Raw genomic sequence first — 25,508 nt, forward strand, 5'->3', positions numbered from 1 at the left:
ATCGTAAACGAATAAATCCGTCCGGGATACGGGCGGATCGTATGGCGCGGGCGGAATCGCCCGCGCGGAGGGGACGGGATGCCGCGGCACCCCGGATCGAATCACGCGGCCACGCTTGCCTCGGCCCTCGTACGCGGGCTCGCGCAGTATGCCGTTTCGGTGCGGGGGCTGGCGCAGTAGGCGGTCGCCGACACGGCGCGCTCGCTGTTGCGGGCTTGCGTCTTGACGCGTGGGCTGGCGCAATACGCCGCTTCGACGCGTGGGCTGGCGCAGTAGGCAGTTTTGGTACGCGGGCTGGCGCAGTAGGCGGTTGCAGACGTCGCGCCTTCGCCGGTGCGGGCCAGTGCCTTGATGCGTGGGCTGGCGCAATAAGCCGCTTCGACACGTGGGCTGGCGCAGTAGGCGGTTTTGGTACGCGGGCTGGCGCAGTAGGCGGTTGCAGACGTCGCGCCTTCGCCGGTGAGGGCTTGCGCTTTTATGCGCGGGCTGGCGCAGTAGGCCGTTTCGGTACGCGGGCTGGCGCAGTATGCGGTCGCAGACGTCGCGCCTTCGCCGGTGCGGGCCAGTGCCTTGATGCGTGGGCTGGCGCAATAAGCCGCTTCGACGCGTGGGCTGGCGCAGTAGCCGGTTTTGGTCCTCGGGCTGGCGCAGTAGGCAGTCGCAGACATCGCGCCTTCGCCGGTGCGGGCCTGTGCCGTGACACGCGGGCTGGCGCAATAAGCCGCTTCGACACGTGGGCTGGCGCAGTATGCGGTTTTGGTCCGGGGGCTGGCACAGTAGGCGGTTGCAGACGTCGCGCCTTCGCCGGTGCGGGCTTGCGCTTTTATGCGTGGGCTGGCGCAATAAGCCGTATCGATACGCGGGCTCGCGCAGTAAGCCGCCTCGACGCGTGGGCTCGCGCAGTAGGCGGCGACGGCAGTCGTCGCGATCTGGCCGTCGCGCGCTGCGTCGTCCGCGGCCGGCGCGGCCAGCGCACCCGGGTAAGCATCGCCGAACGTGGCTTCGTACAGTTCGCGCATGCGGTCGCCGCTGTCGAGGCGGAATTGCTCGTCGTCTTCGTCGCCCATGCCGACGTACGGATAGTGGTGCAGGAAGTAGCCGAACGCCTGCTCGCAGTCGGCGGCGTATTTCATCGTGTCGAGGATGTGGTAATGCCAGAACGTGTCGACGTCGACCAGCGGTGCCGTGTCCTCGTCCGGATACAGCTTCATCAGGCACAGGAAACGGCGGTATTCCTTTTCGACGGCATTGGCTTTTTCCAGGCTCCAGCCTTCGCCGGACGGGCCGTGCATCAGCTTCGTCTTGATCGGTTCCAGGTCGAGTTGCATCACGGAGTTGAACAGGTCGTTGGCGTTCATGATTATCCTCATTATGTGTAGTTAAAAGTACAGCTTTCCCTAGTTATGGTTTGTGGTGAAGCGACTGCCTGCGAACAACATTTCCTTAAAGCACATGATGACATCCGGCAACTTCTGACGCGATTTGTGGATGTGTCTTACATGTGATCAATGTAGATGAGGCAATTCCTTAAGTTATTGATATTTATCAAAGAAACAACATTTGTTGCCTAAGTGGATATGCAAAATGCGAAAGATCGGGTAGGCCCTATCCAACGGGGATAAGCGATGGGGACGGTACGAGGAGGTGGATCAGATGACGGAAGAGCCCGTGCCTTGCTCGAGAGGCGAATGTGCAGGCTGGTCCTGTTGTCCAATGACGGGCGCGGACACGGTCACCGTGGTGCCGCCGTCCGGCTCGCTGAACACGGCGCAGGTGCCGCCGAGGATCACGATGCGCTCTTCGATGCCGACGAGGCCGAACGATCCATATTTGTTGCGCCCGCCCGGCGGGAGGCCGCAACCGTTGTCGCGCACCGTCAGCGACAGCCAGCCGCCGTTCAGGCGCAACTCCACCTTCACGCGCGTCGCGTTCGCGTGCCGCACGATGTTCGTCAGCGACTCCTGCAGGATGCGGAAGAACGCCGTCGCGCAGTGGTCGGGCAGGGCGATCTCGCCGTGGTCGTCCTGGATGTCGCACTGGATGCCCGTGCGGCGCTGGAACTGGTTGACCTGCCACTCGACCGCCGCCGACAGGCCCAGGTCGAGCACCGTCGGACGCAGGTCGTTGATGATCTGGCGCACGCTCTTGATCGTCGTGTCGATCTGCAGCAGCGTGGCGCGGGCGCGCTTGTGCAGGTGGCTGTGCGTGCCTTGCGTGCGTCCGGCCAGCAGTTCGGCCTCGATGCGCAGCGCGAGCAGGCTCTGGCCGAGGTCGTCGTGGATCTCGCGCGCGATGCGCTTGCGCTCCATTTCCTTGATCTGGTAGGCGTGGTCGGCCAGGCGCCTGAGCTTCTGGTGCGACAGTTGCAGCTTGCTCTGGCTTTCGCGCAGTTCGCTCGTCATCTCCTGCGCGAGCGCGAGGGCGGCGCGGCGCGACGACGTCAGCGTCTGCAGCAGCGCGTACAGCAGGATCGAGCCGAGGAAGCCGAACCCCATCATCAGCTTCGGGTAATACGTGTCGAATTCCGTGTACAGCGAGGCCTTCGGCGCCGAGTAGGTCGTCTTCCACGTGCGGCCGTTGAAGTCGAGGGGGAGCGTCACGGAAAACGTGTCCGCGCCGGCCGCCGGCGCCGGGGCCGGATCGACGTGCGTGCCCAGGCTGTCGAACAAGGTGCGCGGCAGCCCCGCGGTATCGCGGCCACGGGCGTCGAGCCCCGGGCCGATGTCGTACAGCGTCATGCGCAGTCCCCGGATCGGGACCTCGTCCATCACGCCATGCAGCAGTTTCGGAACGCTGAACGCGATGCCGAGCGAGCCAGTGTACGCCGCACGGCGTTGTTCGGCCGTGACGGGCGCGGCGCCGATGCGATAGATCGGCATGCGCATGCCCAGGTGCGTGTCGTTGGGCCCGGACAGCGCGAGGATCGGCGTGCCGGACGCATACAACGTGCCGTGGTCGCGCGACTCGTCCAGCTGGCGGCTGAAATAGCGGTTGGCCGCCAGGTCGGTGCCGTAGTGGCCGGGTGTCGACAGGTCCGGCTCGATGTACGACACGACCAAGTAGGACGGACGCCTGCCCGGCGGGCTGATGTCCAGTGGAGCCGCCAGGTGCACGACGTCCCGCATTTCCGTGCGCAATTCGGCGAGGAACACGTCGCGCTGCGCGTCCGTGACGAGGATCGCGAAATTGATCGAATCGATGGCCGGGTAGTTGCGCGCGAGGTTCAACCCGCTGACATACTCGTGGAACTTGCGGTGGCTCAGGACATCGGTGCTCTGGATCATGCTGCCGGCCGTGCGCAGCACGTCGGTATAGGATTTGATCCGGACGCTGATGACGCTCTGCGCATACTTCGCGTGGTTGACGAAGCGTTCCTGTGCGTTGTTTTCGATCGAGCGCTGGGTGACCACGTACGCCACGCTGCCGATGACGGACGACAGCAGCACCCCCGTCCAGAACGAGAACCGGGTGACGGAAAATGCGTCGCGCAGAACCGGGGGCATGGTTTTTCCGAAGGTGGCGCCGGACCTCTCCGGCGGAGCAAAGTTGACAAATTGCAACTTACTCGCGTCGCGCGCGGGATGGACCTAGCAGTTTGAAGGGTTGCCGATAGGACAAAATTGTAAAAAAAAAGCCCGGCTCATGGATTGAGCCGGGCTTGTGCTAGATCAATTGGGACCGTCTTATTTGCCCCAGCTGTCCTTGAGCGTCGTCACGCGGTTGAACACGGGCTTGCCCGGCGTGGAGTCGACACGGTCGGCGACGAAATAGCCGTGGCGCTCGAACTGGAAGCGCTGGTCCGGCGCGGCCTGGGCCAGGCCCGGCTCCAGGTAGGCGGTGACGGTTTCCAGTGCGTTCGGGTTCAGCACGCTCATGAAATCCTTGCCGCCGCCGTCCGGTTGCGGGTCGAGGAACAGGCGGTCGTACAGGCGCACCTCGGCTTCCAGCGCGTGAGTGGCGCTGACCCACGTGATATTGCCCTTGACCTTGTACGTGTCCGCGCCCGGCGTGCCCGATTTCGAGTCCGGGAAATAGTTCACGTGCACGGCGGTGACGTTGCCGTCCGCATCCTTGTCGAACCCGGTGCACTCTGCCACGAAGCCGTACTTCAGGCGCACGCGCGAGCCCGGCTTGTCGTCGATGGGCGGGGTGAAGCGGTGGTAGCCCTTGGTCGGCACTTCCATGAAGTCTTCCTGCTCGATCCACAGTTCACGCGAGAACGGGAACGAACGGGTGCCCCATTCCGGATGGTGCGGATGGACGGGGGCGCTGCAGTCGACCGTCTCGCCTTCCGGGAAGTTGTCGACGACGAGTTTCAGCGGACGCAGCACGGCGACGGCGCGCGGGGCCTTCGGGTCGAGGTCGTCGCGCAGGGAGCCTTCCAGGGTGCTCATGTCGATCCAGCCGTCCGCCTTCGAGACGCCGATGCGCTCGCAGAACAGCTGGATGGATTCCGGCGTGTAGCCGCGGCGGCGCAGGCCGACGATCGTGGGCATGCGCGGATCGTCCCAGCCGTTCACGACGCCCGTATCGACCAGCTGGCGCAGCTTGCGCTTGGAGGTGACGACGTACGTCAGGTTCAGGCGCGCGAATTCGTACTGGCGCGGCACGGGGCGCTCGAAGAAGCCGCCGTCGGCCAGCGTGTCGACGAGCCAGTCGTAGAACGGGCGGTGGTCCTGGAATTCCAGGGTGCACAGCGAGTGCGTGATGTTTTCCAGCGCGTCCGAGATCGGGTGCGTGTAGTCGTACATCGGGTAGATGCACCAGTTGTCGCCCGTGCGGTGGTGGTGCGCGTGACGGATGCGGTACAGCGCGGGGTCGCGGTTCGTCATGATGGGGGACGACATCGCGTCTTCGCTCATCTTCGCGCGCAGCACGTGTTCGCCGTCCTTGTACTTGCCGGCCTTCATGTCGCGGAAGATCTGCAGCGATTCGGAGGCGGGGCGGTTGCGGAACGGCGAGTTCGTGCCCGGCGTGCCGAAGTTGCCGCGGTTCTTCGACATGTCCTCGGCGCTCTGGCTGTCGACGTAAGCTTTACCGTTCTGGATCAGGTATTCGGCCATCGCGTACAGCTGGTCGAAGTAGTCGCTGGCGTAGTGCAGGTATTCCTGACCGCCTTGCTCCCACGTGAAGCCCAGCCACTTGACGCTGTCCATGATCGTGTCGACGTATTCCTGGTCTTCCTTTTCCGGGTTCGTGTCGTCAAAACGGAGGTGGCAGCGGCCCTGGTAGTCGCGTGCGAGGCCGAAGTTCAGGCAGATCGATTTGGCATGGCCCACGTGCAGGTAGCCGTTCGGCTCCGGCGGGAAGCGCGTGATCACGGACGGCATGTCGGCACGCGCGTGGGTACCTGAGGCGATGTCCGATTCGACGATCGCGCGGACGAAATTCGGCGACGGGGTGGCCGTCGTGGTGTTTTTCTCGTTACTCATGAAGCCGTGTTGGATGGGAATGATTCCCGGCATTTTACCGTAGAAGCGGCATCGGGGCCGCTATGTGGTCAAGCGCACTGTCCGCGCGTGGGGCCATCCGCATACTGGGGAGGCATCGTCGTCTGCGGCCTGTCAAGTTGGCGCTTTCTATAGGATAATCTCGGTTTAATGTTTTTTCGGCCACAGCCGGAGAGTTCCAAGTGGAAAATTTATACGCGATCCTCGGCGTCGCGCCGAATGCCAGCGACGACGACATCAAGAAGGTCTACCGTTCGCTCGCGATGCGCTACCACCCGGACCGCAACCAGGCGCCGGGCGCGGAGGCGCGTTTCAAGGCCGTCACGAAGGCTTATGAAGTCCTGGCCGACCCGGTCAAGCGCGCGGAATACGACCAGAGCGTGAACCACCGCATCGTCCTCGACGCGGAAGCGGAGGCGTTCGAACTGTGGCGCTCCCTGTTCGCCCTGAACGGCGTGAACGTGGCCGCCTGAACACCCACCAGAATACGAGTCAGACATGAAAAAAGTACATCCGGAGTTCGCCTTCCAGTCGCGCGAACTGGAAGGACAGATCGAGGGCACGCTGGGCGACCCGCCCAACCGCAAGAACTACGACATGATGGTGCAGGCCCTCGTCTCGGAATACGCGAACGGCGACGGGCTGGACGACGTCAACCTGATGGCGTTCGCGCTCGTCGACCGCATCCGCTTCACCGATCCGAAGGGCCTGATCCGCGAAGCCTACGACTACGAAGGCGGTGACCCGGCCAAGGTCTTTGCCATGGCCAACTGCGACGGCGACGACGAGGGCCGCGCGATGTATGCCGCCATCTGCGACAACCATCCGGAACTGGCGCGCCAGGCCATCGTGACGGCGTTCCTGTACAAGAACCAGGCCCGCTGGGAAGACGACGACCAGTCGCTCGACCAGCTCGCGAAGGATGACGAAGGCGACGACGACGAGCTCGACGAGTCGGCCGCCGGCGACGACTTCACCCAGTTGTTCGACCAGGATGGAGGTGACCGCGAATGAGCGACGACAACAAATCCAACCTGCCCGCGCTGACCAAGCAGGTCGGCGACCTCGTGCTGGCCGGCTCGCTGCAGCACGCCGAGGAGGCGCTGTCGCAGGCCGCCGACGAGCATGGCGACTATGCCGTGGCCGAGGTGCTGTCCACCTTGCCGCCGCAGGTGACGGCGCTGCACCTCGCCGGTTTCGACGGCGCCAAGACGTCGCTGGCCACCTTGCTCGTGCCGCCGAAGGCATGGGCCGAGAGCCTCGCGTACCTGGCCGCCACGTGGCCGGACGACATGATCGAGGACGATCCCGAGCGCATCGCCGAGAACCTGTTCAACCACATCCACGGCGTCGTCTACGCGACGGACGACGAAGACCGCCGCCACGAGCTGCTGGCCGAGGCGTCGGCCACGGACTACGGCGCGACGGCGTTCGCCATCGTGTGGTCGCTGGCGCCGCGCGAGATCCTCGAAGTGGCCGGCGAGATCAACGTGCGCGGCCCGCACATCAACGTGCACACGACCTCCGACAGCGACATCGTGCCGCTCGCCGTCGACCTGGCCAAGGCCAGCGAGGACGGCTGGCAGCGCTCGCTGCTGGAACTGTTCCCGGACTACCGCAACACGGCCGACCTCGCTGACGTCGAGCTGCCGGACGATCCGGACGAGGAAACGGACTTCCAGCAGCGCGGCACGCGCGAACTCTTGTACCGCCTGCGCAAGCAGGTGCCGTCCGTGCGCAGCATGCCGCGCCGCAGCGGCCGCCGCAGCATCGGCACGGACATCTTCTCGTGACGGAGCGCGCTACCACGATGCTGCCCGCAATCGTCATCGAAAAACTGCCGCGGCTGATCCGCGCGATCCGGCTGCTCGCCGAGCACGCCACTGCCGACGAGGCCGCCGGCCTCGCCGACGAACTCGCCGGCATCACGGCGATGGTGGCCGAGAAGTTCACCAACGACCGCACGGCCGAAGGCATCCAGCGCGCGCAGCTGCTGACCATCGGCGGCGTGTCGCTGGGCCTGGAGCATCTGGTCGAGACCGACGACGAACAGGGCGACCTGGACGCGCTGGACGTACTGCTGGAGGAGGGTGCGGAATTCGTGTTCCAGCAAGGCTTCCGGCTGATCCGCGAACTGGCGGCGCTGCCGGAAGACACGCTCGTCGGCGAATTCGACAACGACCCCGTGTACGCGCAGCGCCGCTTGAAGGAATTGTTCGTCGATATCTGCACAGCCGACCCGGGCGAGACGTGGTCCGGCTACGAACGGTATCTTGGCCAGTTGAAGCAGCGCCAGGACGTGCAGGCCGTCGTGCGCGCCGCGCAATGGCTGCGCCGGCATCACTGGGAAGGCCCCGTCAACGATCCGGACCTGAACGCGGAAGGCGTCATCGCGCTCGCGATCGTCTTCGGCATCGAAGGCAGCGGGCGCGTCGTCGCGCGCACGGGGCAGAAGGAATTCGAACGCTTCGTGCAGGCCGTCCGCAAGGGCAAGCCCGATTTCGAGGCGGGCTGGGCCGCGCTGCTGGAACACATCCCGGCGCCGCACCGGGCCGTCGTCGCCGACCGCATCGACAGCTACCGCCACAGCCTCCTGCTGCAGAACATCGCGGCCAAGGTGCCGCTGAAGGAATTGTTCGTGGAACTCGAGAACTACGCGGGCTCCGAGCTCGATGCCGAGTATCCTTAATCGCTTGAATCATCAAATCCGGCATTTCGTGAGCGAGGCGCCGAACTCGTCAATACGGTTCGTGCGCCCCCCGACTCCCAACAGGACTACCATTGCGCTCCAGCCCCGCATCTCCAGTCGGATGCGGACACGAGCCATCAATGCAAGGAGTACGTCATGTTGCAAGCAAACGAAATCCAGCAGCGATTCACTCATATTCAGCAAACCATCCAGGAAGCCGAGCAGGCCTGCAAGCAGGCCGGCGACGCACCGGACGAAATCCGCAACGTGATCGACAAACTGTCGCGCGAAGCCAAGCAGGCGCAGAGCGTCATGCAGTCGAACGACCAGCGGCGCATCCAGCAATGCGTGGACAACCTGGAAGACATGGGCGACGAAGCCAAGCGCATCAGCCGCTCGCTGCCGACGATGCCGGCTCACCTGGAAGCGGCCGTCACCCGCGTGCACGCGGAGCTGTCGGACCTGAAGCACAAGCTGCACTGACGTGCGTGGCCGCCGTGGCGCGGGCCGTGGCGGTCAATGTTTCACCTCGAGCCCGAGGCGATAAGGGTAAGCCATGTCGCACGGATGCCCGGCGCAGACGGCCGGTTTGTATTGGACGAGGCCGGCAGCGGTGGCGATAATTTTGCGCACTTCGGCATCGTCAAGGCCGACTGCGGTAACGCTGCGCACCTTGCCGTCCGCGCCAACCAGCACGTACACGGTGATATCCCCCTTCATGCCCGTCTTGCGTACGACGTGGGACATCGCCTTGTAGAACTCGGCCGGACCATTGACCGGATAAGGCGGCTCGTCGCCTGGGGCGAGTGCGGGATACCAGCTGGCGACTTCCGCCTGCTGCTCCGGCGACAACTCCTTGAAGCCAAGATCGGGCGGTACCGGAATGCGGTAGGCAATGTCGCGCCGGATCCACGTCCCGGTATCAGCTTGATCTTCCTTGACCGTGTACGTTTTGCTGGATTCAGCGCCGCGTTTCCGTGCCGGATCCCGTCCGTCCTGCACGGCCACCTCGCGTCCCGTGTTGCCTGCGTAGACGATCTTGCCCGGACCATGGGGCTTGTCGTCTTTCCAGCCGCCTTCGTAGCGGCCGCCGAGAGTCCACGTCATGACACCGAATCCATCGCGCTTGCCGTTCTTGAATTCGCCGTTGTAATCGTTCCCGTTGGCGTACAACAGTTCGGCCTTGCCGTTGCCCTCGCCCATCCGTACTTCGCCTTCGTATTGGTCGCCGTCCGCGTTCCGGAAATAGCCGCGGCCGTCCGGGATGCCGTTCCTGAGAGTGCCGATGTATTGCGCGCCATCCGGATAGTGCAGCGTGCCTTCGCCTTGCACCTGGCCGGCGGCCAGCACCGCTTCCAGGCGATAGCGTTTGCCGGAGGCACTTTGCCATTCCAATGTGCCTTTGCCGTCGGCGACCCCGTTCTTGCAGCCGCCGTGCCAGGACGGCGCTTGCGCGGGTGCGGGTTCGACAGGGGCGAGGCGGCAATCCGGCGCGCCGATCCAGGCGGATGTCTCTTGCGCCAGTGCGGGTGCGCAGGCGGACGCGGCGAGGACGAGCAGGATGCGGGCGGGGATCATGGCGCAGTCTCGAAAGTCATTCGACACGCCATGATCCATGCGACGACGTTTGTTGTCAACGCAGCAATGTAAGTAGGCAAGGAGTTGCCCTACCGCTTCCGGCGGGGCAGGGCAACTCAAACAAAGACTTCGTATTCGATCAGATTGCCTGTAGCGTCCTTGAGATACAGGCGCTTTCCGGCATCGACCTGGCTTATCAGGCTTTCGTATAAGCGCAGGGCGTTCTTTAACACTTCCGCATAGGAAGCGGCCTCGGTTTTCTCCTTCAAGGAGTTGAGGCGTTCATACGAACGTTCCGGTAATTCAAGTTGTACCCGCGTCGTTTTTGTCGGCTTTTTCGGCAGCATCACTTTTCTCGAATGCATGCTGCAATCCGCTTGCGACCACATCCATCACTTGATCGAAGATGGTGTAATCCTTGGAGATTGCGGCGTATGCCCCTGAGGAGAAAACCAGTACGGCCGCAGCCATTACGGCTACAACTTTCCAGTCCCAACGTGCGGGCTCTCCCTTCTTCTCAGAAGACTTGTTGACGTTCACGGTAACGACAACGCCTTCGGTCTTACCTTTTACAGTAACGTTGATCACGTCGAAGTCGTCACCAGCCTTCACTTCGTACTTCTTCTTCATGGCGGCCCTTTGCGTAGGGAGGGGCACACCAGAAGCTTTGCCACTTTACCTGTTCATTTGCCTGCAACATTCAACAGCTTCTGGAGCACACGCGTTAATACGGCTACAACGCACTGCCAAGGTAAAGGGCTGTTGCAAGGCAATCGACATGTTGTGCATGTCGCAGCAGAGGTTACTTCTGATTCATATTCGGCTTGAGGCCGAAATAAGCAGCGTTACATTTCCCATACTTGTCCTTTCCATTTCACTGCCAGCACCGTTGCTGTCAGCGGCACGATCGCTCGTACGACTTCACTATAGACCGTCTCGCGCAGGTTTCAAGTATTTTTTTGATGCGATCTTCATCAAAATTTGATGATGACGAAATGGCAGTGAAAGGCCTCGGCGGTATGCCGCGGCGGGCAGGCGTGAAGGAAGGGAAAGAGGCGTATACGCCGCTCGGCATGCGAGGCCGGCGGCGTGCAGTGGTGATAAAGGCGGTACTAGACGACGCCGCCCGCGCGCAGGGCAGCGATCTCCTCGTCGGACTTGCCCAGCATCGTGCGCAGGACGTCGTCCGTGTGCTCGCCCAGCAGCGGCGGCGCCTTGTCGCTCGTGGCAGGTGTCGCGGACATGCGCATCGGGCTGCGCACGAGCTTCACGGCGCCGGCCGTCGGATGCGGCAGCGCGATCTCCATGCCGCGTGCGCGCACCTGCTCGTTCGCGAACACCTCGTCCAGATCGTTGATGGGTCCGCATGGCACGCCCACGGCTTCCAGCATGGCGATCCATTCGTCGCGCGGACGCTCGCGGACCATGTCGGCGAGAAGCGGCACGAGCACGTCGCGGTTCTGCACGCGCAGCGGGTTCGTGGCGAAGCGTGGGTCGCGTGCCAGTTCGGGCCGGCCGCCCGCGTCGACGAATTTCTGGTACTGCCCGTCGTTGCCGGCGGCGACGATGATGTGGCCGTCGCTGCAGGCGAACGTCTGGTACGGCACGATGTTCGCGTGCGCATTGCCCCAGCGCTTGGGCCGCTTGCCGCTGTTCAGGTAATTGCTGCCGACGTTTGCCAGCATCGCGACCTGCGTGTCGAGCAGCGCCATGTCGATGTGCTGGCCTTCGCCCGTGCGGTCGCGGTGGGTGAGGGCAGCGAGCACGGCGACGGTCGCGTACATGCCGGTCATCAGGTCCGTCAGCGCCACGCCGACTTTTTGCGGGCCGCCACCGGGCAGGTCGTCGCGCTCGCCCGTCACGGACATCAGTCCGCCCATGCCCTGGATCAGGAAGTCGTAGCCGGCACGGTGCGCGTACGGGCCGTCCTGGCCGAAGCCCGTGATGGAGCAGTACACGAGGTCGGGCTTGATCGCCTTCAGCGTGTCGTAGTCGAGGCCGTAGCGCTTGAGGTGGCCGACCTTGAAGTTCTCGATCACGACGTCGCACTGGCGCACCAGCTCGCGCAGCAGCGCCTGGCCCCGGTCGCTGGCGATGTCGACCGTCACCGAACGCTTGCCGCGGTTCGCCGACAGGTAGTACGCGGCTTCCGTCGTCGGATGGCCGGCGGCGTCGGGGGCGTACGGCGGGCCCCACGCGCGCGTGTCGTCGCCGGCGCCGGGGCGCTCGATCTTGATGACGTCGGCGCCGAGGTCGGCGAGGTTTTGCGAGCACCAAGGCCCTGCCAGCACGCGCGACAGGTCGAGCACGCGGATGTGGCCGAGTGCCCCTTGCAGGCGATGGTCCGGACCTTCGTGGGGTCCGTTCGGATGGAATGCCATCTGGTCTCCGATTGTTGGTTGTTCCCGGCGCGGATTATACGTGGCCCGGGGTGTCGTCGAGGGCGGCCGCGAACTGGTCGCGTTCGCGGTCGACGATGTCGTCGACGATGCGCTCGTCGAGGCCCATCCCTTCGAGCACGAACGCCGACAGCTGCAGGCTCGCTTCCAGCGTTTCCGGCACGACGACGTCGGCACCGGCCTTCTTGAGGGCGCGCGCATGCTTCTCGTCGCGCGAGCGCGCGTACAGGCGCACCTCCGGGAATTCGCGCCGGATGCCGCGCACGGCCTGCAGTGCCGACGTCGGATGGTCCATCGTCAGCACGATCGCAGGCGCATCCGCCGCATGGACGCGGCGCAGCAGTTCGGACCGCGACGCGTTGCCGAAGTAGACGGGCACCCCGGCCGCGTGCAGCTGCGACACGAGCTTCGCATTGTTCTCGAACGCGACGTACGGGATGTTCTGCGCGGTGAGGAGCTTGGCCAGCTGCTGTCCCACGCGCCCGAAGCCGGCGATGATCACGCGGCCGCGCGCTTCGTCCAGTTCGCCCTCGTCATGCCGCGCCTGCTCGGTACGCGCACGTTCGGCCCACCGTTCGCCGATCGCGTGTCCGAGCCGCGCGAGCAGCGGCGTGATGAACAGCGACAGGCCGACGGCGAGCATCACGCGTGCGCCGAGGGCGCCGTCCAGCAGCTTCGATGCGACCGCGTAGCCGATGACGATGAACGCGAATTCGCCGCCCTGGCCCAGCAGCAGGCCGCCTTCGATCGCGCGGCCCCACGGCAGGCCGGAGATGCGCAGCAGCGGCGCGATGACGAGGCCCTTCAGTGTCACGAGCCCCAGCACGGCGCAGGCGAGCCACAACGGGGCGTGCACGATCTGGAGCGCGTCCATGCCCATGCCGACGGTCATGAAGAACAGGCCCATGAGCAGGCCCTTGAACGGTTCGACCATCAGCTCGACCTCGTGCTTGAATTCCGTCTCCGCGAGCAGCAGGCCGGCGATCAGCGCGCCCAGCGCCATCGACAGGCCGGCCAATGCGAACAGGCCCGCGATGCCGAACGTCGACAGCAGGATCAGGGCCATGAACACGTCCGGCTGGCGATGACGTGCAAACGCGCGGAACAGCGGGTGCACGACCTTGCCGCCGACGAGGTAGATGAGGGCAATGGCGATCGCAGCCTTCGCCATCGCGAGCAGGGCGACGATGGCCACGTTCGTGTCGCCCGCGGTGCCGTGCTTGCTCAATGCCTCGACGAGGATCAGGATCGGCACGACGGCGAGGTCCTGCAGCATCAGCACGGCGAACGCGGCCTGGCCGAGCGGGCTCGCCGTGCGCTGGCTCTCGGCCAGCAGCTGCATCACGACGGCCGTCGACGACAGCGACAGCACGAGGCCCAGCACGAGCGCCGCGTCGATGCGCCCGTCGACGAGGACATACGCTGCGCCGCCGATCAGCGCGGCGCACAGCAGCACTTGCGCGCTCCCGGTCCCAAACACCCAGCGCCGCATGGCCCACAGGCGGGCGGCGGAGAGCTCCAGGCCGATCATGAACATCAGGAACAGCACGCCCAGCTCCGCGAGCATCGCGACGTTGTCGTTGTTCGGGAACGTGAACAGGCCCAGCGGCGGCACGTCCTGTGCCATGCGCCCGAGACCGAACGGGCCGAGCAGGGCGCCGACGGCGAGGAAGCCCAGCACCTGGTTGATGCGCAGGCGCTGCAGCAGGGGGATCAGGATGCCGGCAAGGGCGAGGAACAGCAGGATTTCGCGCAGGAAGGGGAAGGCGTGTTGCTCTTGCACGGGATGGCCTCGGTGGATGACGACCGGCCAATTGTAGACGTTCGCGGCTCGCATGCGTTTGGTGGGCTCGGGGAGCCCACCCTACGGCATCAATATGGTCGTAGGGTGGGCACCCGTGCCCACCATGTGCCGACATTACGCCTGCCGGCTCTCCGCCATGAGAATCAACTCCTCCATCTCCTGGTCGACCTCGTTGCGCAGCTCCAGGTAGCGGGCGAGCGCATGATCCAGCCCCGGCAGCAGGATGCCCCGTTCGCTGTGCAGCCCCGTGCAGCGGGGCCGGGCCGCCGTGAAGCCGCAGGCGTCCCCGGGAATCGCTTCGAGCCGGCTCGCGTCCACGCCCGCCTGCGCGGCCGCGCGCTCCGCCAGTTCCGCCCACGTCAAGGTGCCGACGTTTGCGAGGTGCCGGACGCCGCACTCGCCGTCGATCGCGAGGTCGAGGCAGGCGTGCACGAGGTCGGGCACGTACGTCGGCGACACGGCCATGTCGCGCGCGGCGCGGAACGGCTCGCCCCGTTCGAGCGCCTGCAGCGCGAGGGTGACGAAGTTGTACTTGTCCCACGGACCGAAGAACGCGCTCGTGCGCACGACGAGGGCGCCCGGATGTTTATCCTGCACGCGCAGCTCGGCCTCCGCCTTGCTGCGGCCATAGACGTTGAGCGGGGCGACCGTGTCGCTCTCGACGTAAGGCCGGTCGAGGGCGCCGTCGAACACGAGGTCGCTGGAAAACGTCGTCAGGTGCACGCCGTGGCGCGCGCACGCGGCCGCGAGGATGGCGGGGCCGATCGCGTTCTCGCGGAAGCAACGCTCGGCATCGCGCTCGGCATCGTCGACGCGCACGTAGCCGGCCGTGTTGACGACGGCCCACGGTCGATATTTGTCCAGCGCGCGGTCGACGGACGCCGGGTCCGTGATGTCCATGTCCTGGCGCGACAGCAGGCGGAAGGCGAGGTTGCGCTTGCGGCAGATGCGGGCGAACGCGCGGCCCAAGGTACCGGTCGCACCGGTGATGAGGATGGGTGCAGGGTCCTTGCCGACGAGCGTGTGGCCGTCCGCGGTGATGGACGTCAGCGCATCCGGCGTGGCGACCGGCTGGCACAGCCAGCGGCCCGGCCGGCGCCACCAGCCCTGGCCGCGCAGCACGGGGTGCGACAGCGGCGTGCCGGCCGACAGCTCGCGCATCATGCGCGCGACCGCGGTCGCGCGCGGTTCGGGCGCGCGCACGTCGAACGGGCCCGGCTCGTAATAGCCGCGGTTCTGCGTGACGAGGCTGTTCCAGTCGAACGAGCCGAGCAGCGACCACACGGTGACGGCGCGCAGGTCGACACCGGCCTTGCGCACTTCCTTCGCCGCCTCCCAGATTTCCAGCAGCCAGCGCAGCTGGTCTTCGCGGTTCGCGTCGATGTGGGCTTCCGTGACGGCGAGCGGGATGTGGTACCGGTCCCAGATTTCGTGCAGCAGCGGGGCGATGCCGGCCGTCGGCGTCGCGAGCGCGCGCGACGCCTCGATGTCGGCGCACGGGATGCCGTCGGCCATGCCGCGGTGGTGCGGCGGATAGCGGTCGGGGCGGTGATCGAGCCAGCGCTCGCTCGTGACGTAGTAATTGACGCCGATGACGTCCGGCGGGCACGGATTGTCGCGGAACCACAGGAATTCTTCCGCCGCGATGCCGGTCTTCGTCAGGTATGTCCACAGCGGGTGGTCCGGGCCGACCATGCCGCACAACAGGTCCCACGCGAGCCAGCGACGCTCGTTGTAGAACTCGGCCACCGTGGCCATCTCCGGCGTGCTGTACGTCTTGCCGAGGTCGTCCGTTTGCACGAGTTTCGCATTCGGATTGACGGCGCGGATCGCGCGCATCGCGAGCACGACGGCGCGGCACTGATTCAGCAGGGCTTGCACGAACGTGCGGTCGTCGCGGCCGTGCGGGTACCACACGCCGTACAGGCCGGCGAAACGTGCCGTCGTGCAGGGTTCGTTGACAGGGGTGTAGTACTCGATCCACGGATAGCGCGCGGCGACGGCGCCGGCGTATTCGGCCAGCTGGCCGGCGAATGCGGGGTCGACGAGGCTCGTGTGGCGCGGGCCGCTGCCGTGGTGGATCAGCCCGGCGATCGGCGTGATGCCGTGCGCGCGCAACGCGTTCAGACGGGCGTCGGCCCAGGTCCAGTCGGCGGAGGCGATGCCGTCCGGTGCCGTGCGTTCCCACAGCACGGGGTAGCGGATGGCGCGGATGCCAAGGGAGGCGAAGCGGTCGATGTCGTCCAGCCTGTTGGCGTGGCCGTTACGGTCGAGCTGGTGGTAATAGTCGTCGCGGACGCGGTTGACGGTGCATTCGAGGCCGCCCCATAACTCCAGGGGGCGGGCGTGGCTGTTCGTGCTCTTCGTAGAATTCATAAATCACCACAAGTTAGTTTTATGACAACAAAAAATCCAGCATGGCTCCGAACTGGCAAAAAAGTCGGGGAAGCGTTTGGCTTTCGAGCGGTGGCGGTTGACAGCGGCGCGTCAACCTGCAACCATGCCATCCATGAATTTTTCGTATCCACATCCTGTTCTCACCTGGTGGCGCCGCTGATTGCGCGCGGCCAGTGACTGGATTGGTACTCCGAACGCCGCCTCGATTCCAAGGTGGCGTTTTTGTTGGCGCGGCAGGATCGAGGCAAGGGCGGTTAAACACCCAAGGAAAACTCGATGAGTCTGCAAACCCCTACCGCTACCACGCCCATCATCCTGACCGGCGACCGCCCCACCGGGCCGCTCCACCTCGGCCATTTCGTCGGCAGCCTGCGCAATCGCGTCACTTACCAGGACGAATATCGCCAGTTCATCATGCTCGCGGACGCCCAGGCGCTCACGGACAATATGGATGATATTGGTAAGGTACACCGGAACGTGATCGAGGTGGCGCTCGATTACCTTGCCGTAGGGATCGACCCGGCCAAGTCGACGATCCTGATCCAGTCGCAGATTCCGGAACTGGCCGAGCTGACGTTCTACTACCTGAACCTCGTGACCGTCGCCCGCCTCGAGCGCAACCCGACCGTCAAGCAGGAAATCATCATGCGCGGCTTCGAGCGCGACATCCCCGCCGGCTTCCTCACGTACCCCGCGAGTCAGGCCGCCGACATCAGCGCGTTCAAGGCGACCATCGTCCCGGTCGGCGAAGACCAGATCCCGATGATCGAGCAGTGCAACGAAATCGTGCGCAAGTTCAACCGCAACGCTGGCCGCGACATCCTCGTCGAGTGCAAGGCCATCGTGCCGGAAGTGGGGCGCCTGCCGGGCATCGACGGCAAGGCCAAGATGAGCAAGTCGCTGGGCAACACGATCAACCTCGGCGCGTCCGCAGACGAGATCCGCGCCGCGGTCAAGATGGTCTACACGGACCCGCTGCACCTGAAGGTGTCGGACCCCGGCCACCTGGAAGGCAACGTCGCGTTCCTGTACCTGGACGCGTTCGACACCGACAAGGCGGGCCTGGCCGAGATGAAGGCGCATTACGTGCGCGGCGGCCTGGGCGACTCCGTCGTCAAGAAGCGCCTGGAAGGCATCCTGCAGGACATGCTCGCCCCGATCCGCGCCCGCCGCGAGGAATTGGCCAAGGACAAGGGACAAGTCATGCAGATTCTCAAGGACGGCACGATGAAGGCACGCGACGTGGCGGCGCGCACGACGGACGAAGTGCGCAAGGCACTCGGTCTGTCGTACTTCTGATCCGCATCGGGTAGCAAGCTACGCGACGTGAGGTAGCGCAAGGCACCCGCCTTGCGATTTCTTCTGGCCCGGCTCGTGTATTGATGGCAAGCTGCCGCTTTCGCCATCGATGGAGGAGCCGTTCATGGGCAAGGGCTTGCGTTGGACCGAACAATGGATGCGCCGGGCGTTGTGGCTCGTCGCGTTCGTGTTTGCCGGATTCCTGATCGGCCTGGGCAACCAGGTCGTCGACAACATCATCTATCTCGCGCCGGTGCCGGCTGCGGAGCACTTCCTCGATCCGGCCAAGGCGGGGCCTCTGCAGGCCGCATCGCGCGAGGCGCAGAAGGCCAGCGCGGAGGCCGAGACCGCCCTCGAACAGGCGCAGCAGAAGCACCGCGTGGCGCAGGCCAACACGAAGAGTGCACGCGATGCATTCGACAACTGGATCGCGACGCGGCACGCGACGGCGCGGCCGGACCAGGACGAAGAGCTGATCGCGCGCAACCGCGAGCTCGACAAGCTCGTCGCGGCGGAACGCACGGCGCTCGCGGCGGTCGAAGTACAGGAACAGGTCGCGCTCGATGCGAAGCAGGCGCAGGAAAAGGCCGACGCCGCGTACGAGGCGCTGCTGCAGCCGGCGCGCCAGGCCGAATTCGAGGCCGAACGGCGGGCCGCGCGCAAGGTATTCCTGATCCGCTTGGCCGTCACGTTGCCGCTGTTGCTCGTGGCGGGCGCGCTGTTCAAGTACAAGCGCAGTGGCACGTACTGGCCGTTCACGTGGGGTTTCATCTTCTTCGCGCTGTTCGCGTTCTTCGTCGAGCTGGTGCCGTACCTCCCCAGCTACGGCGGCTATGTGCGCTACGGCGTGGGCATCGCCGTGACAGTGGTCGTGGGCCGCTACGCGATCCGCTGGCTGCACGCGTGGCTGGCGCGCCAGAAGGAGGCGGAAGCGCTGCCCGACGCGCAACGCCGCACGACGATGCGCTACGACGTCGTGATGGAGCGTATCGGGAAGGGCGTGTGCCCGTCGTGCGAGCGCGCCACGAACTACAAGGACGAGCAGCTGGCCCATTGCCCGCACTGCGGCATCGGCCTGTTCGACCGCTGCCCCGCGTGCAACACGCGCAAGAACGCGTTCACGCGCTATTGCTTCTCGTGCGGGACGCGGGCCAACGTCAGCCTGGCGGACTAGTCCTTCAGGTCGGCCGGCACCTTGCCGCCGTTTTCAGCGAGCTTGTTCATGACCTGGCGGTGCAGCCAGATGTTCATGCTGGCCGAGTCATTGGTATCGCCCGTGTAATGCAGTTCGGCCGCCAGTTCCTTGCGCGCCTGCAGGCTGGAATCGAGGCCGAGCAGCTTCAGCAGGTCGACGATCGACGTGCGCCAGTTCAGTTGTTGGCCGGATTGCTGCTGCATGCCGTTCAGCACGGCTTCCACGTCGACCCGCTGCATCGGCGCGGCCGCAGGCGCGGCTTGCGGCTGCTGCGCGGGCTGCGAGGCGGGCGCCGGCGTCGGTTGCGGCGCCCGTTGCTGGGCGCCCGGCGCCGCCTGGCTGCTGTTTTGCGCGGCCCCTTGCGAGGACGGGAAGATCTTGTGGAAGATATTGCTCAGGATACCCATGTCGATTCCTTCTCGATGATTGACGGAAGCGCTCAATGGCGCTGCATGCCCTGCGCCATGTGGCCGAGCGCGATCGCCAGCGCGGCGCCGCCGATGGCCTTGACGAGGGTCGGGTGTTCGGCATAGAAGTCGCCCATGCGTTCGACGACGCCCGGGTTCTGCTGCTCGGCCTTGGCGGCCAGTTCCTGCACCTGGTCCGACGACACCTGGTTCGCCTGTTCCGGCGTCACGCGGGCCTGGTCGGCGCCCATCAGGTTGCCGAGCGCGCCTCCGGCCACGGACGACAAGACGGACGGGCCGATATTGGCCAGCAGCTGGTTCAGCATGCCGGCGCGCTGGTCGGGATTGCCGTTGCTGAACAAATGACTGACCATCTGCGCGAACGGCGGCGTCTGCTCCGAGCGCAGTGCCTGCGTCACCCCTTGCGCGACGGTGGCGCGTGGTACGCTCTGTGTCACCTGGTCGAAATCGTTCTCGGCCTGTGCCGGGTTGACGTTCGGATTCGCCCCGCCCAGGTATTGCTGCAACACGTTACCCAGATTGCCCAAATTGCCCAAATTAAAACTCATGATGTTCTCCCGCGTTGACGTCGGAGGGCAAGCGTAGGCCTTCGCGCGGAATCGCTCCGTACGTTCACTAACGGACCGGGATAGCGGGGAAGTCTGGCCTCCCGCAATTGCCAAGTGGACACTCACTGCGCCGGCGCGTAAGCTGGCGCCATGGTCTACCTGCCTTTGCTGCTGTTCCTTGCTCTGTATGCCTACGCCGCGCTGGCGTTGGGCCTGCCGTCGGCCGTGGGGTGCGCGTACACGCTGGCCAGCGTCGGATGTTTCGCGCTGTACGCGTTCGACAAGGCGGCAGCGCGGCGTGGCGACCGGCGCACGCCCGAGCGTCACTTGCTGCTGCTGGGGCTCGCCGGTGGCTGGCCGGGCGCTTTGCTGGCGCAGCAATGGCTGCGCCACAAGACCGTCAAGAGGCCATTCCGGCACTGGTTCTGGCTCACGGTCGGCGTCAATCTCGCCGGCCTGTGCTGGCTGGCCCGTGCGCTCGCGCCCGCCGCGGCCTGATCACCGTTCACGAGGAGTCACCATGTGGCCTTATCCCAGGATCCTGGCGCACCGCGGCGGCGGCACGCTGGCGCCGGAAAACACGCTGGCCGGCGTGCGGCGCGGCATGGAAGCCGGATTCCGCGCCATCGAATTCGACGTCATGCTGGCGCGCGACGGCGTGCCCGTCGTCCTGCACGACCCCAAGTTGGGCCGCACGGTGGCCGGCAGGGGATCGGTGGCCGACCTCGATGCGCTCGACCTGGCCGCGCGCGACGCCGGCGCCTGGTTCGGGCCGGACTACGCGGGCGAACCGGTGCCGCTGTTCGTGGAATTCGCGCAGTACTGCAAGGCGCACGGCGTGTGGATGAACATCGAGATCAAGCCCGTGCCCGGTCACGACGCGCAGACGGGCACCGTTGTCGCCCGGCTGGCGGCGGCGATGTTCGCCGACGAGCTGGCCGAGGGCAGGGTGGAGCGGGCACCGTTGCTGTCGTCGTTCAGCGAGGAAGCGCTGGCAGCGGCAAGGGACGCCGCGCCGGCCGTGCCGCGCGCCTGGCTGACGTCCTCGATCCCACCCGACTGGGAAGCACGCGCACGCGCACTGGACGCCGTCGCCATCCATACCGACCACAAGCGGCTGACAGCGGCCGCCGCGGCGCAGGTGAAAGCCGCCGGCCTCGGGCTGTTCTGCTACACCGTCAACGAGCCTGCCCGCGCACGCGAGTTGTTCGGCTGGGGCGTGGACGGATTGTGCACGGACCGGATCGACCTCATCGGGCCTGATTTTTCCTAAAAGACAAAATTTTGTCTCAAGAATTGTAATGTCTTGTCGTTAATGACATTCGGCTCCCGGTTACGGCCTTATGTCACTTTCGATCAACAATAATTTTCTGTCCCTGAACGCCCAGCGCCAGCTGGCGGAGCACACGAACGAGGTGACGCGCCTCGTCTCGCGCCTCAGTTCGGGCGTCAGCATCGCGAGCGCCGCGGACGATCCGGCCGGCCAGGCCATCACAAGTCGCATGAAGTCGCAGGTGACGGGGATGCGCGAGGCCATGCGCAGTATCAACGACACGACGTCGATGCTGCAGGTGGCGGACAGCGCGTTGTCGAACATCAACGACGGCCTGCAGCGCCTGCGTGAACTGGCGGTGGCGTCCGGCAACGGGTCGTACACGGCCAGCGACCGCGATACGCTGCAGGACGAAGCGAACCAGATCCTGTCCCAGATCACGTTGACCGGCAATGGCGCGTCGTTCAATCACCAGGCCATCTTTTCGCAAGAGTCCCGGAGCGGTAACGTGGACGAGAAAAAGCGTGCCGTGCTGGGCAGTCTCAGGGCCGGCTGGCTCAGCGCCGCCGAAGACATGGTCCAGCAGTACTACGGCCTGCAGGGCGACGGCGTGACGTTGAAGATCAACCTCGACACGACGGACGGCCAGAGCGGCGTGCTCGCATCCGTCACGGGGTCGACGGCGCCGGGCAGCGCCATCACGCTGAACGTCGACATGGCCGATTTCAGCAATATCAGCACGCCGGACGGCGGTGCCGGCCCCGTCTTCGACGACCGCGTCGTCGCACACGAGATGGTGCACGCGATCATGCTGCGTTCGACCAGTTTCAGTTTTCCGCAATGGTTCATCGAAGGCACCGCCGAGCTGATCCATGGCGCGGACGAGCGCGTGGCGGGTGCGCTCGCGGGCGGCCAGACGGCGCAGGGCATCGTCGACACGATCACGGGCGGCGGCTTCAGCTACGAAGGCGGCTACGTCGCATCGCGCTACCTGCACAGCCGGCTGAAGGCGATGGGCGTCGATGGCGGCATGAAGGGTCTGATGACGTACCTGCATGCCCACCAGGCCGCCAATCTGGATACGGCGCTGAACGCGGTCACGGGCGGGAAGTACCAGAACACCGCCGATTTCATGGCGGATTTCGCGGCCGATGGCGCCAGCTTCATCGGGAACATGAACCTGACGAACGCCGACACGGGCGCGATCGGCGGCCTCGACGCGGACGGCGGACCGTCGCGCGACGCGCGCAGCGTCGTTCCCCCATCCGGCGCCGGCACGCCGGCCCAGCCGCTGCGAAACTTCAAGGTCGACTATCCGGACATCGGTGACGCGGAGCCACCCAAGCGTCGGGTGCAGATCCAGGTCGGGGCGGGCGCCGGCGACCTCGTCGACATGGAGTTCGGGGCCATGAACGCGAGCGCGCTGGGCCTCGCCGACCTGGACCTGCATAACCCCGCGGTGGCGCTGATGCGCATCGACGACGCGCTCGCGTCCGTCACCGCGCAGCGCGTGCAGGTGGGCGCCTACAGCAACCGCATGGACGCGGCGGCTAACACCAACCAGACCACGTCGATGAGCCTGGAAGCGGCGCGCAGCCGCATCGAGGACGCCGACTATGCCGGGACCGCGGTCCGGCTGACGCGCGCCCAGATCCTGCAGCAGGCGGCATCGGCCATGCTGAGCCAGGCCAACGGGGAGCCGCGGGCGGTGCTCGCGCTGCTGCGCTGAATCAGCATTGCCGTTTACCGCCGATAGCACGCTATAATCGATTTTCTTTATATAGCAAGCTGCCTAAATCCGCCCCTACGACATGAAATCCACCGAAATTCGCGAAAAGTTTCTCAAGTTCTTTGAGTCCAAAGGCCACACGATCGTCCGCTCCAGCCCGCTCGTGCCGGGCAACGACCCGACGATGTTGTTGACCAACAGCGGCATGGTGCAGTTCAAGGACGTGTTCCTGGGCCTGGATACGCGTCCGTACAAGCGCGCCACCACCGTGCAGCGCTGCGTGCGCGCCGGCGGCAAGCACAACGACCTGGAGAACGTCGGCTACACGGCGCGTCACCACACGTTCTTCGAAATGCTGGGCAACTTCAGCTTCGGCGACTATTTCAAGCGCGACGCCATCCACTTTGCCTGGGAGCTGCTGACCAAGGTCTATAACCTGCCGGCGGAAAAGCTGACGATCACCGTCTACTTCGAAGACGACGAAGCCTACGGCATCTGGGCCAACGAAATCGGCGTGCCGACGGAGCGCATCATCCGCATCGGCGACAACAAGGGCGCGCGCTACGCATCCGACAACTTCTGGCAGATGGCCGACACGGGCCCGTGCGGTCCGTGCACGGAAATCTTCTACGACCACGGTCCGGAAATCTGGGGTGGTCCTCCGGGCTCGCCGGAAGAAGACGGCGACCGCTTCATCGAGATCTGGAACCTCGTGTTCATGCAGTTCAACCGCGATGAAGCCGGCGTGCTGACCCCGCTGCCGAAGCCGTCGATCGACACCGGCATGGGCCTCGAGCGCCTGGCCGCCGTGCTGCAGCATGTGCACTCGAACTACGAGATCGACCTGTTCCAGAATCTGATCCGCGCCGCCGCCCGCGAGACGGGCGCGACGGACCTCGCGAACAATTCGCTGAAAGTGATCGCCGACCATATCCGCGCGGCGAGCTTCATGATCGTCGACGGCATCATCCCGAGCAGCGAAGGCCACGGCTACGTCTTGCGCCGCATCATCCGCCGCGCGCTGCGCCACGGCCACAAATTGGGGCAGACGAAGCCGTTCTTCTACAAGCTCGTCGACGACCTGGACATCGAAATGGGCGCCGCGTATCCGGAACTGCACGAGGCGAAACAGCGCGTCATGCAGACCTTGAAGGCCGAGGAAGAGCGCTTCGGCGAAACCCTCGAGCACGGCATGAAGATCCTGGAAGCGCAGCTCGCGAAGGATCCGAAGAACCTGGACGGCGCCACCGCGTTCACCCTGTACGACACGTACGGCTTCCCGCTGGACCTGACCGCGGACATCTGCCGCGAGCGCGGCGTCAAGCTTGACGAGGAAGGTTTCGCTGCCGCCATGGAGCAGCAGAAGAAAACCGCCCGCGCCGCCGGCAAGTTCAAGATGGCCGCCAACGTCGAGTACTCGGGCGAGAAGACGACGTTCGTCGGCTACGACGCCCTCGCGCACAACAGCCGCGTGCTCGCGCTGTACGCGGGCGGCGCTCCGGTGCAGGAGCTGAAGGCCGGCCAGGACGGCATCGTCGTGCTGGACACGACCCCGTTCTACGCCGAATCCGGCGGCCAGGTGGGCGACAAGGGCCTGCTGAAATCGGCCGGCGGCGTGTTCGAAGTGGAAGACACGCTGAAGATCCAGGCCGAGGTGTTCGGCCACCATGGCGTGCTGCAGTCGGGCTCGCTGAAAGTGGGCGACATGGTCGACGCGCAAGTCGATGAAGTCAAACGCGCCCGCACCATCCGCAATCACTCGGCCACGCACCTGATGCACAAGGCGCTGCGCGAAGTGCTGGGCGGCCACGTGCAGCAGAAGGGCTCGCTGGTCGACCCGGACAAGACGCGCTTCGACTTCAGCCACAACGCGCCGCTGACGGCCGAGGAAATCGCGAAAGTCGAGCAGATCGTCAACGCCGAGATCCTGCAGAACCACGCGACGCAGGCGCACCACATGTCGATGGACGACGCGATCAAGCATGGCGCCATGGCCCTGTTCGGCGAGAAATACGGCGACACGGTGCGCGTGCTGGACATCGGCTCGTCAAAAGAGCTGTGCGGCGGCGTGCACGTCACCCGCACGGGCGACATCGGCCTGTTCAAGATCGTGTCCGAGTCGGGCGTGGCCGCCGGCATCCGCCGCGTGGAAGCCGTGACGGGCGAGGGCGCGCTGGCGCTCGTGCAGTCGATCAACCGCAAGCTGAACGAAGCGGCAGGCGCGCTGAAGACGAGCCCGGACGAGCTGCCGTCGCGTATCTCGCAAGTGCAGGACCAGGTCAAGTCGCTCGAGAAGGAAATCGCCGCGCTGAAGTCGAAGCTGGCCGCGGGGCAGGGCGACGAGCTGGTGACGCAGGCCATCGACGTGAACGGCATCAAGGTGCTGGCCGCCACGATGGAAGGCGCCGACGTGGGGAGCCTCCGCGAAACGATGGACAAGCTGAAGGACAAGCTCAAGACGGCGGCCATCGTGCTGGCGTCGGTGGCGGACGGCAAGGTCAGCCTGATTGCCGGCGTCACGGCCGATGCCACCGGCAAGGTCAAGGCGGGCGATCTCGTCAACTTCGTCGCCAAGCAGGTGGGCGGCAAGGGCGGCGGCCGTCCGGACATGGCGCAGGCCGGCGGTACGGATCCTGCCGCACTGCCGCAGGCACTGGCTGGCGTCGCTGGCTGGGTTGGCGAGCGCGTGTCCGCGTAACGAGCGCCGCCTGCGTCACGG

General features: G+C 65.5%; 22 protein-coding genes. 11 read left to right on the plus strand and 11 right to left on the minus strand.

The window, feature by feature from the left end:
* Positions 1 to 101 precede the first annotated feature (101 nt).
* From NX784_RS19700 to NX784_RS19710, 3 genes are all read right to left on the minus strand, one after another.
* Positions 102 to 1,358, minus strand: a complete 1,257-nt coding sequence (locus NX784_RS19700) for a UCP032817 domain-containing protein (RefSeq protein WP_258818397.1) — start codon at positions 1,356 to 1,358, stop codon at positions 102 to 104.
* Between the two features lie 291 nt (positions 1,359 to 1,649).
* Positions 1,650 to 3,503, minus strand: coding sequence for a sensor histidine kinase (locus NX784_RS19705; protein WP_258818398.1), 1,854 nt, complete (start codon positions 3,501 to 3,503; stop codon positions 1,650 to 1,652).
* 180 nt (positions 3,504 to 3,683) lie between these two features.
* The gene (locus tag NX784_RS19710) at positions 3,684 to 5,432 is read right to left on the minus strand and encodes a glutamine--tRNA ligase/YqeY domain fusion protein (protein WP_258818399.1); all 1,749 of its coding nucleotides are present in this window, start codon (positions 5,430 to 5,432) and stop codon (positions 3,684 to 3,686) included.
* 200 nt (positions 5,433 to 5,632) lie between these two features.
* Here NX784_RS19710 and NX784_RS19715 point away from each other — a divergent pair, with 200 nt between their 5' ends.
* The 5 genes from NX784_RS19715 to NX784_RS19735 all read left to right on the plus strand — a co-directional run bounded on the left by NX784_RS19715 (position 5,633) and on the right by NX784_RS19735 (position 8,622).
* Complete coding sequence (locus NX784_RS19715; RefSeq protein ID WP_166859727.1) at positions 5,633 to 5,923, plus strand: DnaJ domain-containing protein; 291 nt, start codon at positions 5,633 to 5,635, stop codon at positions 5,921 to 5,923.
* Positions 5,924 to 5,948: 25 nt separating this feature from the next.
* Positions 5,949 to 6,464 carry a hypothetical protein gene (locus NX784_RS19720; protein ID WP_258818400.1) on the plus strand — a complete coding sequence of 172 codons (516 nt, stop codon included), beginning with the start codon at positions 5,949 to 5,951 and terminating at the stop codon, positions 6,462 to 6,464.
* Positions 6,461 to 7,243 (plus strand): aldehyde dehydrogenase family protein, encoded by a 783-nt coding sequence (locus NX784_RS19725; protein WP_258818401.1) that lies wholly within the window; start codon positions 6,461 to 6,463, stop codon positions 7,241 to 7,243. The genes NX784_RS19720 and NX784_RS19725 overlap by 4 nt, the downstream gene beginning before the upstream one ends.
* 17 nt (positions 7,244 to 7,260) lie before the next feature.
* Positions 7,261 to 8,139, plus strand: coding sequence for a hypothetical protein (locus tag NX784_RS19730; RefSeq protein ID WP_258818498.1), 879 nt, complete (start codon positions 7,261 to 7,263; stop codon positions 8,137 to 8,139).
* 156 nt (positions 8,140 to 8,295) lie between these two features.
* A complete protein-coding gene (locus NX784_RS19735; RefSeq protein WP_258818402.1) occupies positions 8,296 to 8,622 on the plus strand; it encodes a hypothetical protein in 327 nt (108 codons plus the stop codon).
* A gap of 33 nt (positions 8,623 to 8,655) precedes the next feature.
* On the opposite strand, the gene NX784_RS19740 is transcribed toward NX784_RS19735, so the two are convergent.
* The 6 genes from NX784_RS19740 to NX784_RS19765 all read right to left on the minus strand — a co-directional run bounded on the left by NX784_RS19740 (position 8,656) and on the right by NX784_RS19765 (position 16,296).
* The gene (locus tag NX784_RS19740) at positions 8,656 to 9,717 is read right to left on the minus strand and encodes an MORN repeat-containing protein (protein WP_258818403.1); all 1,062 of its coding nucleotides are present in this window, start codon (positions 9,715 to 9,717) and stop codon (positions 8,656 to 8,658) included.
* Between the two features lie 116 nt (positions 9,718 to 9,833).
* Complete coding sequence (locus NX784_RS19745; protein ID WP_258818404.1) at positions 9,834 to 10,064, minus strand: hypothetical protein; 231 nt, start codon at positions 10,062 to 10,064, stop codon at positions 9,834 to 9,836.
* Positions 10,021 to 10,347: a hypothetical protein gene (locus NX784_RS19750; protein WP_258818405.1), complete on the minus strand. Its 327-nt coding sequence runs from the start codon at positions 10,345 to 10,347 to the stop codon at positions 10,021 to 10,023. The genes NX784_RS19745 and NX784_RS19750 overlap by 44 nt, the downstream gene beginning before the upstream one ends.
* Before the next feature lie 482 nt (positions 10,348 to 10,829).
* Positions 10,830 to 12,098, minus strand: coding sequence for a CaiB/BaiF CoA transferase family protein (locus NX784_RS19755; protein ID WP_258818406.1), 1,269 nt, complete (start codon positions 12,096 to 12,098; stop codon positions 10,830 to 10,832).
* 34 nt (positions 12,099 to 12,132) lie between these two features.
* Complete coding sequence (locus NX784_RS19760; protein WP_258818407.1) at positions 12,133 to 13,899, minus strand: cation:proton antiporter domain-containing protein; 1,767 nt, start codon at positions 13,897 to 13,899, stop codon at positions 12,133 to 12,135.
* Between the two features lie 135 nt (positions 13,900 to 14,034).
* Complete coding sequence (locus NX784_RS19765; RefSeq protein ID WP_258818408.1) at positions 14,035 to 16,296, minus strand: family 1 glycosylhydrolase; 2,262 nt, start codon at positions 16,294 to 16,296, stop codon at positions 14,035 to 14,037.
* Positions 16,297 to 16,593: 297 nt separating this feature from the next.
* Here NX784_RS19765 and trpS point away from each other — a divergent pair, with 297 nt between their 5' ends.
* Together trpS and NX784_RS19775 are read left to right on the plus strand one after the other, a co-directional pair.
* The gene (gene trpS / locus NX784_RS19770; protein WP_258818409.1) at positions 16,594 to 17,616 is read left to right on the plus strand and encodes a tryptophan--tRNA ligase; all 1,023 of its coding nucleotides are present in this window, start codon (positions 16,594 to 16,596) and stop codon (positions 17,614 to 17,616) included.
* A 124-nt stretch (positions 17,617 to 17,740) separates the two neighbouring features.
* Complete coding sequence (locus NX784_RS19775) at positions 17,741 to 18,790, plus strand: serine endopeptidase (RefSeq protein WP_258818410.1); 1,050 nt, start codon at positions 17,741 to 17,743, stop codon at positions 18,788 to 18,790.
* On the opposite strand, the gene NX784_RS19780 is transcribed toward NX784_RS19775, so the two are convergent.
* Together NX784_RS19780 and NX784_RS19785 are read right to left on the minus strand one after the other, a co-directional pair.
* The gene (locus NX784_RS19780) at positions 18,787 to 19,218 is read right to left on the minus strand and encodes a DUF3597 domain-containing protein (RefSeq protein WP_258818411.1); all 432 of its coding nucleotides are present in this window, start codon (positions 19,216 to 19,218) and stop codon (positions 18,787 to 18,789) included. The genes NX784_RS19775 and NX784_RS19780 overlap by 4 nt on opposite strands.
* Positions 19,219 to 19,250: 32 nt before the next feature.
* On the minus strand, positions 19,251 to 19,787 hold the full coding sequence (locus NX784_RS19785) for a hypothetical protein (RefSeq protein WP_258818412.1): 537 nt from the start codon (positions 19,785 to 19,787) through the stop codon (positions 19,251 to 19,253).
* 150 nt (positions 19,788 to 19,937) lie between these two features.
* Here NX784_RS19785 and NX784_RS19790 point away from each other — a divergent pair, with 150 nt between their 5' ends.
* The 4 genes from NX784_RS19790 (at position 19,938) to alaS (ending at position 25,487) form a co-directional block, all read left to right on the plus strand.
* Positions 19,938 to 20,285, plus strand: a complete 348-nt coding sequence (locus NX784_RS19790) for a DUF1294 domain-containing protein (protein ID WP_258818413.1) — start codon at positions 19,938 to 19,940, stop codon at positions 20,283 to 20,285.
* 22 nt (positions 20,286 to 20,307) lie between these two features.
* Positions 20,308 to 21,060, plus strand: a complete 753-nt coding sequence (ugpQ, locus tag NX784_RS19795) for a glycerophosphodiester phosphodiesterase (RefSeq protein ID WP_258818414.1) — start codon at positions 20,308 to 20,310, stop codon at positions 21,058 to 21,060.
* A gap of 70 nt (positions 21,061 to 21,130) precedes the next feature.
* Positions 21,131 to 22,789: a flagellinolysin gene (locus tag NX784_RS19800; RefSeq protein ID WP_258818415.1), complete on the plus strand. Its 1,659-nt coding sequence runs from the start codon at positions 21,131 to 21,133 to the stop codon at positions 22,787 to 22,789.
* A gap of 82 nt (positions 22,790 to 22,871) precedes the next feature.
* Positions 22,872 to 25,487: an alanine--tRNA ligase gene (gene alaS, locus NX784_RS19805; protein ID WP_258818416.1), complete on the plus strand. Its 2,616-nt coding sequence runs from the start codon at positions 22,872 to 22,874 to the stop codon at positions 25,485 to 25,487.
* Positions 25,488 to 25,508: the final 21 nt, after the last annotated feature.

Source organism: Massilia pinisoli (assembly GCF_024753285.1).
Classification (GTDB): Bacteria; Pseudomonadota; Gammaproteobacteria; order Burkholderiales; family Burkholderiaceae_D; genus Telluria; species Telluria pinisoli.